The 13,198-nt window shown below is 73.7% G+C and carries 9 protein-coding genes; 6 read left to right on the top strand and 3 right to left on the bottom strand.

What is annotated here, in order from left to right; translation table 11 throughout:
- Nucleotides 1-97 precede the first annotated feature (97 nt).
- The gene (locus tag ACWDR3_RS07685) at nt 98-760 is read right to left on the bottom strand and encodes a helix-turn-helix transcriptional regulator (RefSeq protein ID WP_450351551.1); all 663 of its coding nucleotides are present in this window, start codon (nt 758-760) and stop codon (nt 98-100) included.
- Nucleotides 761-1,029: 269 nt separating this feature from the next.
- Here ACWDR3_RS07685 and ACWDR3_RS07680 point away from each other — a divergent pair, with 269 nt between their 5' ends.
- Complete coding sequence (locus tag ACWDR3_RS07680) at nt 1,030-3,804, top strand: AAA family ATPase (protein ID WP_450351550.1); 2,775 nt, start codon at nt 1,030-1,032, stop codon at nt 3,802-3,804.
- A gap of 20 nt (nt 3,805-3,824) precedes the next feature.
- Here ACWDR3_RS07680 and ACWDR3_RS07675 read toward each other — a convergent pair whose 3' ends face one another.
- Nucleotides 3,825-8,987, bottom strand: a complete 5,163-nt coding sequence (locus tag ACWDR3_RS07675) for a hypothetical protein (RefSeq protein WP_450351549.1) — start codon at nt 8,985-8,987, stop codon at nt 3,825-3,827.
- A gap of 240 nt (nt 8,988-9,227) precedes the next feature.
- Here ACWDR3_RS07675 and ACWDR3_RS07670 point away from each other — a divergent pair, with 240 nt between their 5' ends.
- From ACWDR3_RS07670 to ACWDR3_RS07650, 5 genes are all read left to right on the top strand, one after another.
- A complete protein-coding gene (locus ACWDR3_RS07670; protein WP_450351548.1) occupies nt 9,228-9,575 on the top strand; it encodes a sortase-dependent protein in 348 nt (115 codons plus the stop codon).
- The gene (locus ACWDR3_RS07665) at nt 9,572-10,195 is read left to right on the top strand and encodes a class F sortase (protein WP_450351547.1); all 624 of its coding nucleotides are present in this window, start codon (nt 9,572-9,574) and stop codon (nt 10,193-10,195) included. The genes ACWDR3_RS07670 and ACWDR3_RS07665 overlap by 4 nt, the downstream gene beginning before the upstream one ends.
- Before the next feature lie 98 nt (nt 10,196-10,293).
- The gene (locus ACWDR3_RS07660; RefSeq protein WP_450351546.1) at nt 10,294-10,785 is read left to right on the top strand and encodes an RNA polymerase sigma factor; all 492 of its coding nucleotides are present in this window, start codon (nt 10,294-10,296) and stop codon (nt 10,783-10,785) included.
- A complete protein-coding gene (locus ACWDR3_RS07655) occupies nt 10,769-11,284 on the top strand; it encodes a hypothetical protein (protein WP_450351545.1) in 516 nt (171 codons plus the stop codon). Before ACWDR3_RS07660 ends, ACWDR3_RS07655 begins: the two co-directional genes overlap by 17 nt.
- Before the next feature lie 64 nt (nt 11,285-11,348).
- Entirely contained in the window at nt 11,349-11,870 is a 522-nt protein-coding gene (locus ACWDR3_RS07650; RefSeq protein ID WP_450351544.1) for a hypothetical protein, read from the top strand.
- Here the strand turns inward: ACWDR3_RS07650 and ACWDR3_RS07645 are convergent.
- Entirely contained in the window at nt 11,863-13,017 is a 1,155-nt protein-coding gene (locus ACWDR3_RS07645) for a serine hydrolase domain-containing protein (protein ID WP_450351543.1), read from the bottom strand. The two genes, ACWDR3_RS07650 and ACWDR3_RS07645, sit on opposite strands and share 8 nt — an antisense overlap.
- Between the last annotated feature and the right edge of the window lie 181 nt (nt 13,018-13,198).

Raw genomic sequence — 13,198 nt, 5'->3', positions numbered from 1 at the left:
ATCCTGCCCCCGGCCGGCCCCGCCCCCGCAGGCACGCAGGGGACGGCGGCGGGGCAGAACGTCCTGTCCGAGGGGGCGGCCCCGGCTGCCCTTCCGGTCAGATGTAACCTTCCCGAAGGGCATGGGCCACGGCGTGCGCCCGGTTGCGAAGATGCAGTCGGGTCGTCAACCCGTGCATGACATTCTTGACGGTGCGTTCGGAGTAGGACAGCTTGGCGGCGATCTCTCCGGTGTCCAGTCCCTCGGCGACCAGCCGCAGCACATCCACCTCACGCGGCGTCAGCCCCGAGGAGGGTGCGCCGGTCCGGCCCGCCGCACTGCGGTGCAGCGTCCCGACCTGGTTGATGAGCCGGCCCAGCAGATCGGCCGGCAGGTCACCGTCGCCGCGCGCCGCCGCGATCACGGCCTGCACCAGGCGCGTCGCCGTCGCCTCGTGCCGCCACACGATGGCGCCGACCCCGCACTCGATGACGTCGAGCAGTTCGGTCTCCCGCAGCGAGCTCACCACGAGCACCGCCCGCGCCCCCTCGCTGCGCACCAGCCGGCGCAATCGGGTCAGGGCGGCCTCGTCCAGCACGTCGCCCACGAGCAGGGCCACCGTGCCGGGGCCGGATTCCTCGCGCAGTTCGATCTCCGGGTACCGGCGCAGCTGTCCGGTCGCCCCTTCGCGCAGGATCGGGTCGGGTGCGTGCACCGCCACGGGTATCCGCTCGGGCACGTCCGCCGTGCCGGAGCGCGTGGTCCGCGATGAGCTGAGCAAGCGTTTCCCCCATGTCCACGTACGTGTCACCTCTGAGCGGGCGGTGACAGGTGTGTGCTCCTCACACTCGTGTGGCGGGTGGGGCGGGCGCAATCGTGGAGCACCACGAGCAGCACCACGAGATCGGCCGTACGAGTACCACGACACCAGCGGGTGGCCCGGTTCCCCGAGGACGGGTTCCGGCCGGCGTGGGACTTGTCACGTCACCTACCGGCCTCCGCGGTCGTCCTCGACAGCGGAACACGGCACGTCCGAGCAAGGAGGCAGGGATGTCCCAGGCGCACCATGAGCGACCGCGCGAACATCGGGAAGCCGCCGCGCTGTTGGCGGACGCGGCGGCCCGCGCCCGGGCCGGCACCGGAAGCCTGGTGCTCCTGCGCGGCGCCACCGGCACCGGCCGGACCACCGTCCTGGAGGCCGCCGCGGCGGACGCCGCCGCCCACGGCATGCGGGTGCTGCGCGCCCGCTGCTCCCCGGGCGACACCACCGCGCCCTTCGCCACCGTGCTCCAACTCCTCGGCCCCGTACCCGAATTCGACGAGACCGGCCCCGCGGCGAGCGAACGCGACCGGGCCGCCCTGCTGCGCCGGGTGCTTCGCTCGTACGCCGACGAGTCCCCCCTGCTGCTCGCGGTCGACGACATCCACCTCGCCGACGGCCCCTCCCACCGCTGGCTGGTGGAGATCGCCCGGCACGTGGGCCGATTAAGGCAGCCCGTCCTGCTGGCGGTCACCGAACGCAGCCAGTACGACATCGACGTGCCCACACCGGGCCTGACCCACACCCTCTCGCCCGCCCTCGTGCACACCCACACCCTCGCCCCGCTCACCCCGGACCGGGCGGCCTTCGTGGTGCGCGCGGAGTTCCCCTCGGCCCGCCCCTCCTGGGTGGCCGACTGCGTACGGGCCGGCGCGGGCAGCCCGCTGCTCCTGCGTGCCCTGCTGGACGACCTCGCGGCCCCCGGCGGCCCCGCGGCCGTGCCCGACACGACCGCGGCCCTGTACCCGGGGGAGTACTCGGCGGCCGTGTCGTGGTGGCTGGACAGCGCCGGGTCCGGCACCGCGGAGGTGGCCCGGGCCCTCGCCGCCCTCGACGAGGGCTGGGACCACGCGCCGGCCGGCGCCGAGGACGTCGAACCGGCCGGTCAACTCGCCGGTTTGCTCGCCGAGTTGGCGGACGCCGACCCCGTCCGGGTGGCGGGCTGGCTGACCGCGATGACCGGGCTCGGCCTGCTGTGCCCGGACGCCGACGGCCGCCCCCGCTACGCCCATCCGCTGCTGCGGGACGCGGTGCTCACCGGCGTGCCCATGACCCGGCGGCGCGCCGCGCACCGGGCCGCCGCCGAGGCGATGCTGCACCGCGGCGCCCCCACCGAGGCGGTCGCCCGCCAACTGCTGGTCGCCGACCGGGTGGGCACCTCCTGGGCACCGGGCGTGCTCCAGGACGCGGGCGCGCTCGCCGTGCGCGACGGCCGTCCCGAGGACGCCGTGGAGTATCTGCGCCGGGCCCTGGACGAGACGCTGCCCGACGAACGCCGGCAGCGGCTGCTGACCGAGTTGGGCTCCCTGGAGTGCGCGGGCCGCAGTTCCTCGGCCGGGATACCCCGGCTCACCGAGGCGCTGGGACTGCCGGGCCAGCCGCAGGACCGGGTGCGCGCCGCCATGGCCCTGGGCACCGCGCTCGCCGGGCGCGGCCGGGCCCGCGCGGCGGTGGAGGTGCTGCGCGGGGTGGACGAGCAGCTGGTCGGCCGCCCCGATCTGGCCGGCATCCTGCAGAGCGCCTCCGCCCTGCTGTCCGAACAGGACCAGACCGTCCGCCGCGAGGTGTACCGCGGACTGTGCGAACGCGCCCGGCACGCCCCGGACTTGGTCGGCCCGGCCACCCGCGCCCTGCTCGTCCGGTACGCGGCGACCGCCGGACTGACCTCCGCCGCCGACGCCATGCGCCAGGTACGGGACCTGCTCGCCGAACCCGCCGACCCGCTGACCGAGCCCTTCCTGCTGGGCACCGCCGCCGCCGTCGCCCAGTGGGCCGACGAACTCGACGAGGCGGAGCGGCTCGTGGAGCGCGGCCTCGCCGGTCAGCGGCCCGGGATGCTGCACCCCATGCACCAGGCGCTGCTCAACACCCGTGCCGACATCGCGGCGGTGCGCGGCGAGTGGGCGGACCTCCCGGTCGAGCCGCCGGTCCGGCTGCACGACGGCCCCTCGAACGTGCACGCGCACACCCTGATCGCGCTGGTGGAGACCGGCCGCACGGTCGAGGCGCGACGGCTCGCGGACGGCTTCGACCTGCGGGAGGCGCCGGACTCCTGGGAGTTGAACCGGTTCCTCTACGCGCGCGGAGTCCAGCGGGCCGCCGCGGGCGATCCGGGAGCGGCGCTGCACGACTTCCTGGAGTGCGGGCGCCGCCAGTCGGCACGCGATGTGGTCAGCCCGGTCGTCACGCCCTGGCGCTCGGCCGCCGCCGAGTGCCGGCTCGCGCTCGGCGACCCCCACGAGGCGCTCGCGCTGGCCGAGGAGGAGCTGCGGCTGGCCCGCGAATGGGGCACGCCCCGCACGGTGGGCCGCGCCCTGCGCACCCTCGGCACGGTCACCGGCGGCCGGCGCGGTCTCGAACTCGCCGAGGAATCCGTACGGTTGCTGCGCACGGCGCCGGCCACGGCCGAACCGGAACTGGTGGCGGCCCTCCTCGCCCAGGGCCGGCAACTCACCGCGGCCGAGGGTGCCCGCGCCCGCGAGTGTCTGCGCGAGGCCGCCGAACGCGCCGAACGCCTGGGCGCGTTGCGCCTGCGCACCCTCGCGGAGGAGGCCCTGCGCGAGGGCGGCGCCCGCCGCTCCGCCCTGGTCCGCACCGGCTCCCGCTCGCTCACCGGCAGTGAACGCCGCATAGCCCAGCTCGCCGCCCAGGGCCGCACGAACACGGAGATCGCCGACCTCCTCCACCTGGCCCGCCGCACGGTGGAGACCCATCTCACCAGCACCTACAAGAAGTTGGGGATACGGAGACGGGGGGAGCTGCCGCAGGCGTTGGGTGCGGAATAGCTTCCCGCCGAGAGACCCGTCTAACTGCCGGACGGCGGGGGCGGTGGGGCCACCGTCGTCCGGAGGCCCAGGTGGTTGTCCGGGTCCTGGAGGCGGTCGCCCTCCGTCAGGAGCATGCGGCGGACCATCGGTTCCGGCATACGGACCACCACCGGGCGAGCGAGGGTCGTCTCGCGTTCCACCGTCTCGGTGCGGCCGGTGCGGACGCGGTTGGTCAGCTGGGCGACCACCCGGACGTCCAGGGTGAACTGGACCAGGACCGACTTCATCTTCGGCTTGTGCAGCGGCATCGAGCCCGCCTGGTTCGCCGTGGCGTCCGCCGCGCCGCCCGAGCCGCCGGTGTTGCCCATCAGCTGGTTGAGCCGGAACTCGTCCGCGTTGAGCAGCCCCGCACCCCCCATCGGCCGGGCCGCCCGGCTCCGGTCGGTGGAGCTCTGCCCCTCCGTCTGGGTCGGGCGCGGCGCGTCCAGATGGCTCTGGCCCACCGTCTCGAAGGTCATCTTGTCGCCGACGCCCAGCACCCGCCCCTGCCGCAGCCGCGCGTGCAGCGAAGCCCGCAGATCCTGCCCCTCCGCGCCCGAGACGTGCACCGGCGGCAACTCGGCCCCCGCGGAGGTGAGCAGCGGCAGCGCGGCGGTCATCCACTCGGTGGACACCGCCTCGTTCAGCGCGTACGCGGCCGCCTGCCCCTTCTCCCGGAACCGGCCGCCACCGCCCGCCTGCCGGACCGCCGAGTCCAGCAACTGCCGTACCTGCGTGACCCCTTGGAACCCGTTGACCTGCGCCTCCATCGGCAGCCGCACCCCACCCGCACGCCAGGCACCGAGCGAGGCAGGGGCCCGCCCGGCGGCAGGACCGGCAGCCGGCTGCGCCTGGGGCGCGGGGGCGACCACGCGGTTCAGCGCCGCGAGGTCGTTCTTCAGGACGCGATGGGTCAGCGACATCTTCTTGTCGCCGAGCTGCGCGAGCCCCAACCGCAGGTCCCGCTTGTACAGTTCGAGGCTCGCCCGGATCGGCACGCGCATCTTCGCCGACGGCGCCGCGCTCGCCTCCGCGACCGTCTTCATGCCGAGCTGCCCCCGGGCCGCGCTGCCGGTGCGGCGCGAGTCGCCGGACGCGTAGCCGAGGCCCACCGAGCCACCCGTGCTCTTCAACTGGCCCACCCCGCCCTCGGGTTTGCCCGACCCCGCGACGATGCCCTCGACGCCGGTCATCGCGCCCTCGTCGTGCGAGGTCGCGCTCTGGGAGACGGCCGAGGTGATGTACTCCATGTCCCGGCCGTCGGCCACGTCACCCTCGTACGTGCCGGGCCCGTTGCGGGAGATCTTGAACACCGCCCAGTACGGCGTCCCGCGGCCGTCGAGCAGTTCGACGGTGACCCCGCCGTCCATGGCGCTCGACAGCAGCCCGGCGGAACCGTCCCGGTCGAGGACGCGCAGCAGCCGCTGCACGTTGTCGTTGCGGTCCTTGGTCTGCTGCCGCGGCAACACGGCGTCGGCGACGGCCTGTTGACCGGAGGCCGCGAGGTTCGCCCGCAGCCGCGTCAACAGCGGTACGAAGTCCGGCAGATCCTCGATCGTGCCGAAACCGAGCGCCGCGTCGGTCCCGAGGGTCGGACCGGTGGCACGCGCCGGAGCGGACCGTGAGCCCCCGGCCCCGGTCGAGCCCGCCGCGTCCGTGACCGTCTGCTCCCGCTCGGCCCGCTCCTGCGCCATCCGCGAACTCTCCGCCGGACTCTCGCCCTGCACCCGGGACGACGCGGTGTCGGCCGGGGCGGCCTTCGCGGCCGGCTCCTCCGCGTCCAGCCCCAACTGCCGCCGTATCCGCGCCGGCAGCTGCGCCTCCGTCAGCCACACGCCCGCCGCGGCCGGCAGCGTCCGCGCCCCCTTGGTCACGTAGGGACCGCCGCCGGTCACCTTGACCTCCGCGACCATGTTCACCAGCACATCGCACTGGACCAGGTACAGCGGGGCCTTCTTCGGCGTGTGGGTGTTGCGCTCGACCGTCCCGGAGACGGCGGCGGCCTGGGTGTCGCCCTTGCCCGAGGTGCGGAACGACGACAGGCCCTGTCCGGTCCGCCACTCGGGGCCGTTCTCCGAGAGGGTCGCGCCGATCTGCACCGTGCTGGTGGTGCCCTTGCCGGTCTGCCCGGCCGACTGGTGCCCGCCCAGCACGAAGGTCTCCGTGCCCGGCCCCGAACCCGTCTGGAGGTACTTGGGGTTGGCGAGAGCGATCCGGGTGCCGACCGCGCCGTTGAGGGACGCGAGCCGGCGCGGATAGCGGAGGTTCTTCACCACCCAGCCCGAGGACGCGGCCTGGCGCAGCGCGCCCTGGATCGACCGCTCACCGAACCGCTCCTCCAGCGCCTGCCGGGGCGCGAGCCCCTCCGCCTCCAGCGCGGTGTCCCTGCGCAGACCCTTGTCCCGGGCGGCGGCCTGCGCGAGCAGCTCGTAGGCCAGGGCGCGCACGGGCTCGCCGTCGAGGGTCTCCACCAACTGCCAGTCCCGCAGCACCCGTCCGGCGGACGGCCGCGGGGTCACCGCGGCCAGGTCACCGATGCCCTCGGCGGCGAAGTCGTGATCGGGCCTCGGCGCCTGCGCCTTGCGGGCCTCGACCACGGCGTCGAGCCGCTCCTTGCCCTCCTCGTCCAGCGTGAACTCGGTCGGCGTGAGCAGCCGTACGTCCTGTTCCGGCAGATGCAGCCCGCCCAACTGCCGGGACTCCGGACCGTGCTGGCCCGGCGAGCCGGGAGTGACGGTACGGGCCAGTTTGCGCGGCCGGGACGTCATGGTGACGTCCACGTCCAGGCGCAGCGGCGCCGCGAAGGCGCTCGCCGACTCGGAGCCGTTGGTCACGATGTCCGAACGGCCGGTGGGACCGGCCTGGTTGCGCCGGTTGCCGGTGCTGTGCCGCTCGTAGCGGGCCGCGGCGGTCAGCACGCTCGGTATCAACCGGGCCTGGCCGAGCACCAGACCGCCGATCGAGCGCGAACTGCTGCGTCCGCTCTGCGAGTTGCTGGTGACCCCGGAGTGCGCGCGCACCAGCCAGTCCTTGACGTCGCCCTGGTAGGCGGTGTCGCCCAGATCGCCCTTGACCCGCAGGTGGACGTCGTGGGCGTGCATGGTGGTCTTGCGGCGCAGCCGGACCGTGAGACCGGTGGACAGCAACTGGTCCTTGTTGACGCGGAGGTTGGTCTCCGAGAGGGCGGTCATCAGCTCGCGGTAATTGCGCCCATGGACCTCGGCCTCCTCGTTGCTGGTGTACACCGAGGGCGGGTTGGTGCCGAACGCGGGGAGATAGCCCGCCAGTCGGGGATCGGTGGCGAACATCTCGCGCACGGCCCGCACCATGGGCCCGGTGTCGATCTGGCTGAGCGCGACGTTGGATCCCTTGCCGCCGTAGGGGAGATGGCGCTCGACGTCCACCTCGTCGCCGTTCTCGTCGGTCCGCTTCGGCTTCTCGACGAACTCCCCGGCCGTCATCCCCGGCGGCAGCGGCAGCCCGAGCGCCTGTGCCTCGTCGGCCCGCAGGCTCATCCACACCTTCATCGAGTGCGTGGCGACCCGGCGTTCGGGGTGCAGGACCATCTCGGCCGACCGCGGACCCGTACCCTCCGCGCTGATGGTGACCGTCCCGAAGTAGAGCGCCTTCTCGCCCCGGACCTCCGCGCCCTGCCGGCTGGTGACGGTCTGTTCGGTCGCCGTGAAGCGCGCCTTGCGGGCGCCGGCCACCGGCATGGCCGTGGCCCGCACGACCGCCGCGCTGCCGGACAGGCCGACGCCGATCGCGGGGCCCACACCGCCCGAGATCGCCCGCCCCTTGCCCGCGCTCTCCGCGACCGAGTCCTGGCCCTGCTGGTGGGTGCGCAGCTGGGTCTTGCCGGTGCTCCAGGCGGGGGAGAGGCCGGTGAGCCGGGCCCGCAGCTGGTAACTGCCCGCCGTCTTCCCGTCCTTGGACTGCAGGTCCTCGCCGACCACGCCGTCCCGCAGCAGCCGGGGCATGTCCTCCAGGACGGTCGCCGTGGCGGTCGCCTCCTGCAGCCGGGCCCGGCCGGGCGCGCCGGACGCGGTGATCGAGGGGTGCAGCACGGAGGCGACCGCGTCGAAGAGACCGCCCCCGCCGCGCTGCGGGGCGCCGGTCTCCACGACGGCGACGGGCGCCAGCGAGTCGGCCTTGGAGACCGAGTCGGCCAGCGCGGCGGCCCGCACGGGGTCCGTGTGCAGGGGCGCCGGCGGGACGGGTGCGCCGGTGCCGCCCGGCACCAGATGCTCGGTCGGCACGCGCTGCGTGAGCGTGCCCGCGCCCTGGAAGGACTGCGCGTCCGCGCTGCCGTGCTGCTGGATCCGTACGTCGTAGACGACCTTGCGGGTCACCTCGACCGAGCCCTTGTCGCTGCGCAGGACGCGCGGCTCGGCCACGTTCTTCTGCCGGCGGGTCTCCCGCGAGGACTGCCAGGGCTGCACGTTGCCGGTGGCCGCGCCGCCGAGGAAGAGCCCGGGCACGACGGGGGCGAGCCCGAACCCCATGCCGCCGGCCCCCTTGCTCGACGAACTCCCCGCCGTACTGCTCACGGTGGCGCCGCTGTTGTGCTGGACGTCGACCTTGGTGTCCTTGCCCTCGGCGTCCTCCAGCTCCGCGACCGGCGCCGTGTCCGGGCCCGGCGTGACCGTGGACACCTGCCCGGGGGGCTGGAAGACGGGCGGCCGGTCGTCGGGGGCCCGGCGGACGGCGACGGTGACGTCGAACCACTCCTTGCCGGTGCGGCCCTGGACGGCGAAGGCACGGCCCTGCCCGAAGAAGCTCTCCGGCCGCCCGGCCAGTTCGGCCGCGAGGTCACCGACGGCGCCGTCGCCGCGTCCGACGACCGCGGCCACCGCGTGCCGCACGAACTCGTGCCCGGTCGGGCCGTAGGCCGTGGAGAGGCCCGCCGCTTCCAAGTGCAGCAGATAGGAGGGCAGTTCGAACTTGGTCTCCGGGTGCTCGTCCATGCCCGGCAGCGCGGGGCGGGGGAGTCCGGCGCGATTGCTCCGCACGGTCCGGGTGGCGGCCCTGTTCCCCGCGGAGTTCTGGACGCCCAGCAGGGGGTGCGCGGCAGGCGCGGGCGGCCGGGCGGTGCGGGTCGGCGGGGGCGCCTGCTGGGAGTCGCCGGTCCTGCCGTTCCCTGACTGCTGAGGTGTCCGCACGGCCTCAACGTAACCAGCGCCGTGGCGGCCGGAGATCGCTCCGCCCACTTCCCGCCCATTCGCCGCTCCCGCTCAACCGACCTGCCAACTCCCGTACACCGCAAGGACATCTGCGACTTTGCCAGCCCTTTACAACCCGCCCGCCGGCTGCCTCGTCTCTCCGCTCGATCCGTCAGCCGACCGCCGAGTGGCGTTCGTCCGACGGTCGACCGACCGCCAACCGATGAAAGAGAGCGATTCATGCGTCGAACCGGCCTCAGTGCCATGGCACTCGCCTGCGCCGCCGTACTGGCGGGTGCGGTGCCCGCGTTCGCCGACGACACGTCCCCGTCGCCCGTCCCCAGCCAGTCCGCCGCGCCGACCAAGGCGCCGTCCCCCGTCCCGAGCCGCGCCGCCAGCGCCGAGCCGACCCGCGGGCCGTCCGACGCCCAGGTCTCCGTCCGGCCCGGCGGTGCGCCGAACACCGGCGAGGTCACCCCCTCCTCCGGCACCGGCACGACCACGCTGATCGGTGGGGGCGCCGCCGCGGCGGTCGTCCTGGGCGGCGGGGTCCTCCTCGTCCGCCGCCGCCGGGCGAACGGGGTATGAGCCCCCTCTCCAGGCGCGCCTTCGCCGGGGCGGCGCTGGCCTCGCTGCTCGTCGCCTGCGGCGGCCCCGGCACCACGACCGGAAGCTCCGCGAGCCCACCGCCGTCGTCCGCCTCCTCCGCGTCGTCCGAGGCCTCCGTCCCGCCGCCCGCCAAGTCGGCGGCGGCGCTGGGGCGTTCGGTCCCGGTCGGCCTGAAGATCCCGGCCATCGGGGTCGACACGTCGGTCATGCGGCTGGGGCTGGCGGTCGACGGCACCGTCGAGGTGCCGCCGATCGCCGCGCATGACCGGGCGGGCTGGTACCGGCACTCACCGACCCCGGGTCAGACCGGCCCCTCGGTGATCCTCGGCCATGTCACGGTCGGCTCCTACGGGGACGGGGTGTTCCGGCACCTCGGGGAGCTGCACCGGGGGGACAAGGTCGTGGCGCGCCTGGAGAACGGAAAGTCCGCGGAGTTCGCCGTCACGTCCGTGAAGACGGTCGCCAAGGCCGACTTCCCGGCGGACGAGGTGTACGGAAACGTGGACCGGCCGGAGCTGCGGCTCATCACATGCGGCGGACCTCGTTCCGGTGACGGCTACCAGGACAACGTCATCGTCTTCGCGACGCTGACCGGGTAGCCGGATCCCGGACCGTCGGAACCCGAGCCGACGGTCCGGGCTCTTCCTCCGCGAAGGCGATCGCCACCACCCCCCCCACATGGAGAACACAGAGAACGTTGAAACGGTCCAGCGAGAAGGCCGCGTCCGAGCTGTTCGCCGCCCTCTACCCGCGCCTCGCCGGCTGGTGCCGCCGGCTCGTCGACGACGACGAGACGGCCCACGAGATCGCCTCGGAGGCCTTCACCAGGCTGTGGGCGCGCTGGACGACCGTGTCCGAACCGCGTGGATTCCTCTACGTCACCGCGGCCAACCTGGTCCGGGACCACTGGCGCAAACTGGAGCGCGAGCGCCGGGCCGTGCGCCGCGCCACCGACGAGGCGGCCGTGCGCCCGCAGCCGGAACAGGAGGACCCCTCGGTACGACTCCTGGTCCAGTCGCTGCCCGAACGGCTGCGCGTGCCGATCCTGCTGCACTACTACGCTGACATGCCGATCCGGGAGGTGTCCGCGCTGACCGGACGCAAGGAAGGAACCGTCAAGGCCGACCTCCACGCGGCCCGCGAACTGCTCCGCGCCCATCTGAGGAGAAGCCTTGATCACACACTCTGACGACGGCCCGGACTTCGACCCCGAGGACGAACTCACCGTCCTGCTGCGCCCGTCCACCGAATACCTCGGCCCGCCCACCGGCCGCTACGAGGCGATCCGCCGCGGCGCGGCCCGCCGCAAGCTGTACAAGGCGGCCGTCGGCGCCGCCCTGACCTGCGGTGTCGCCGCCCTCGTCGTCCTGCCCCTGCGGCTGACCGCCACGGACTCCCCGTCCGCCCCGACGCTCCCGCAGGCCCCGCCCCCGGCGAGCAGCCCGTCCAACGGGCCGTCCAGCGGTCCGTCGGACGGCCCGTCGACCGGCCCCGACCGGACGCGGGTCCCCAGCCCGGTGACCCCCACCCCCGCGACCCCCGTCCCCAGCCGGATGCCGTCCAGCACCCCGCCCGGGCAGCGCGCCACGGAGTCCTCCTCCGTAGCGCCGTCATCGGTACCGACGGACGTACGGGACACGGCCTCCGTGGCGCCGTCGTCGGTCCGCACCTCCGCACCGCGTGGCTGACACCACTCGGACATCACCCGCCCACGGTTTTGAACATGTTCAACTACGGGCGTACGCTGCCGTCATGAGCGACAGAGCCGCCCTGCTCAAGGGCATCCGCGCCTGGTTGGTCCTCTTCGTCGTCTGTCTCGTGCTCAGCGGCGCCACGGCCTTCCCGCTGGTCCACGAACTGCGCTGGACCGAGGACGCCCTGCGCGCCCTGTCCGTGCCGCAGCACCTGCCCGCGCTCATGGAGTGGATCGAGCACGTCCGTCGCGGCCTCGACACCGCCGACGCCGATTACCCGTTCGTCCTCTACGGCACGGACTGGCTGGCGTTCGCCCATCTCGTCATCGCGGTCGCCTTCTACGGCCCCTACCGCGACCCCGTCCGCAACATCTGGGTCGTCGAGTTCGCGATGATCGCCTGCGCCGGAATCATCCCGCTGGCCCTGATCTGCGGGCCGATCCGGGGGATCCCCTTCTGGTGGACGGTGATCGACATGTCCTTCGGTGTCATCGGGATCGTCCCGCTGTACGTCGTACGCCAGAAGATCAAGCGACTTGAGGTCCTCACCCCGAACCACGCCCCGGCACTGGCTACTTGAGCGCGGCCAGCGCGATCCGCTGCGCCACGGGATTCATCTCCTCGCCCTTCGCGTCCGTCGCGTTGACCGAGTAGACGAGGGTCCGGCTGAGGTCGCGGGTCGCGCCGATCACCGCGCTGTACCCGTACCGCGAGCCCGACTTGACCCAGTACACCCGGCCGTCGACCACGAACCGCTGGAGCCCCGCGCTGTAACTGGCCCCCTTGATCCCCGCCGGGACGGTGAACATCTCCCGCAACTGCGGCCCGGACACGATCCGCCCCCGGAAGAGGGAGTCGACCAGCCGCTCCAGGTCCGCCGTCGTGGAGATCATGTCCCCGGCGGCGAACCGGTCCGCCTGGTTCCAGTCGGTCACATCGACGAACTCCGTGGTCCCGTCGGCCCGTTTGACCGCCTGATAGCCGTGGTTGTGCGGCCCGCGGATCCGGGGATCGGTCCCGGGGAAGTACGTGTCCCGCATCCCGGCGGGCCGCAGCACGAGCCGCGTGGCCTCGTCGGCGTACGAGTGTCCCGTCACCTTCTCGATCAGCAGCCCGAGGATCGTGTAGTTGATGTTGAGGTACTGCTGCTGCCGGCCCGGCCGGAACGCGGGCCCCTTCGCCACCGCCGACGCCACCACCTGCTGCGGGGTGAGCGTGTCGAAGCGGTGCGCGTACTGCGCCTCGAAGTCGCCGTTGCCCCACCCGTCCCCGGGCTGGATGCCACTGGTGTGGTTCAGCAACTGCCGTACGGTGATCGGCTTGAAGCGCGAGGTCAGCAGCCCGGGGAGGTAGCGCTGCACGGGTGTGCCCAGGTCGATCCGGCCCTGTGCGGCCAGTTTCAGCACGGCCGCCGCGGTGACCACCTTCGTCGTCGAACCGGCCCGGAAGCGGGCGTCCGGGTCCGCCGCCCGCCCGCTCACCAGATCGTGCACACCCGCGCTGCCCCTCCAACTCCCGTCCCTGCCCCCGACCCGGACGAGAGCCGCCGTCGCGTCCGCGTCCGGTAACCCGGCGATCGCGGCACGCAGGGCTTCGGCGTCCGGGGCGGTGGCCGGGCTGCCGACCGCGGTTGAGGCCGGCACGGCCGAGGCGGGCGCAGCCAATGGGCCAGCCGCTGCAAGGGCGAGGACGACAGAGACGGCGAGAACGGGGGTACGCGCACGCATCGGCTGCTCCAGAGGGCTGTGTCGGCGGTCACTGTCATCGATCAGCCTCTGCCGCGGACGCCACCCGCGGATCGTCGGCGGGGAGGGGCAGGACCCTGACCGAACCCTGAGCAACTCCCTTACATAACAAGGGTGTTGTGAGGGATGACCCCTACGGGGATGGCGTCTGCGGGAGACGGTC

Source organism: Streptomyces sp. NPDC001002, assembly GCF_053599215.1.
The sequence above is the reverse complement of the archived record's forward strand: the minus strand, read 5'-3'. Positions and strand labels throughout refer to the sequence as shown.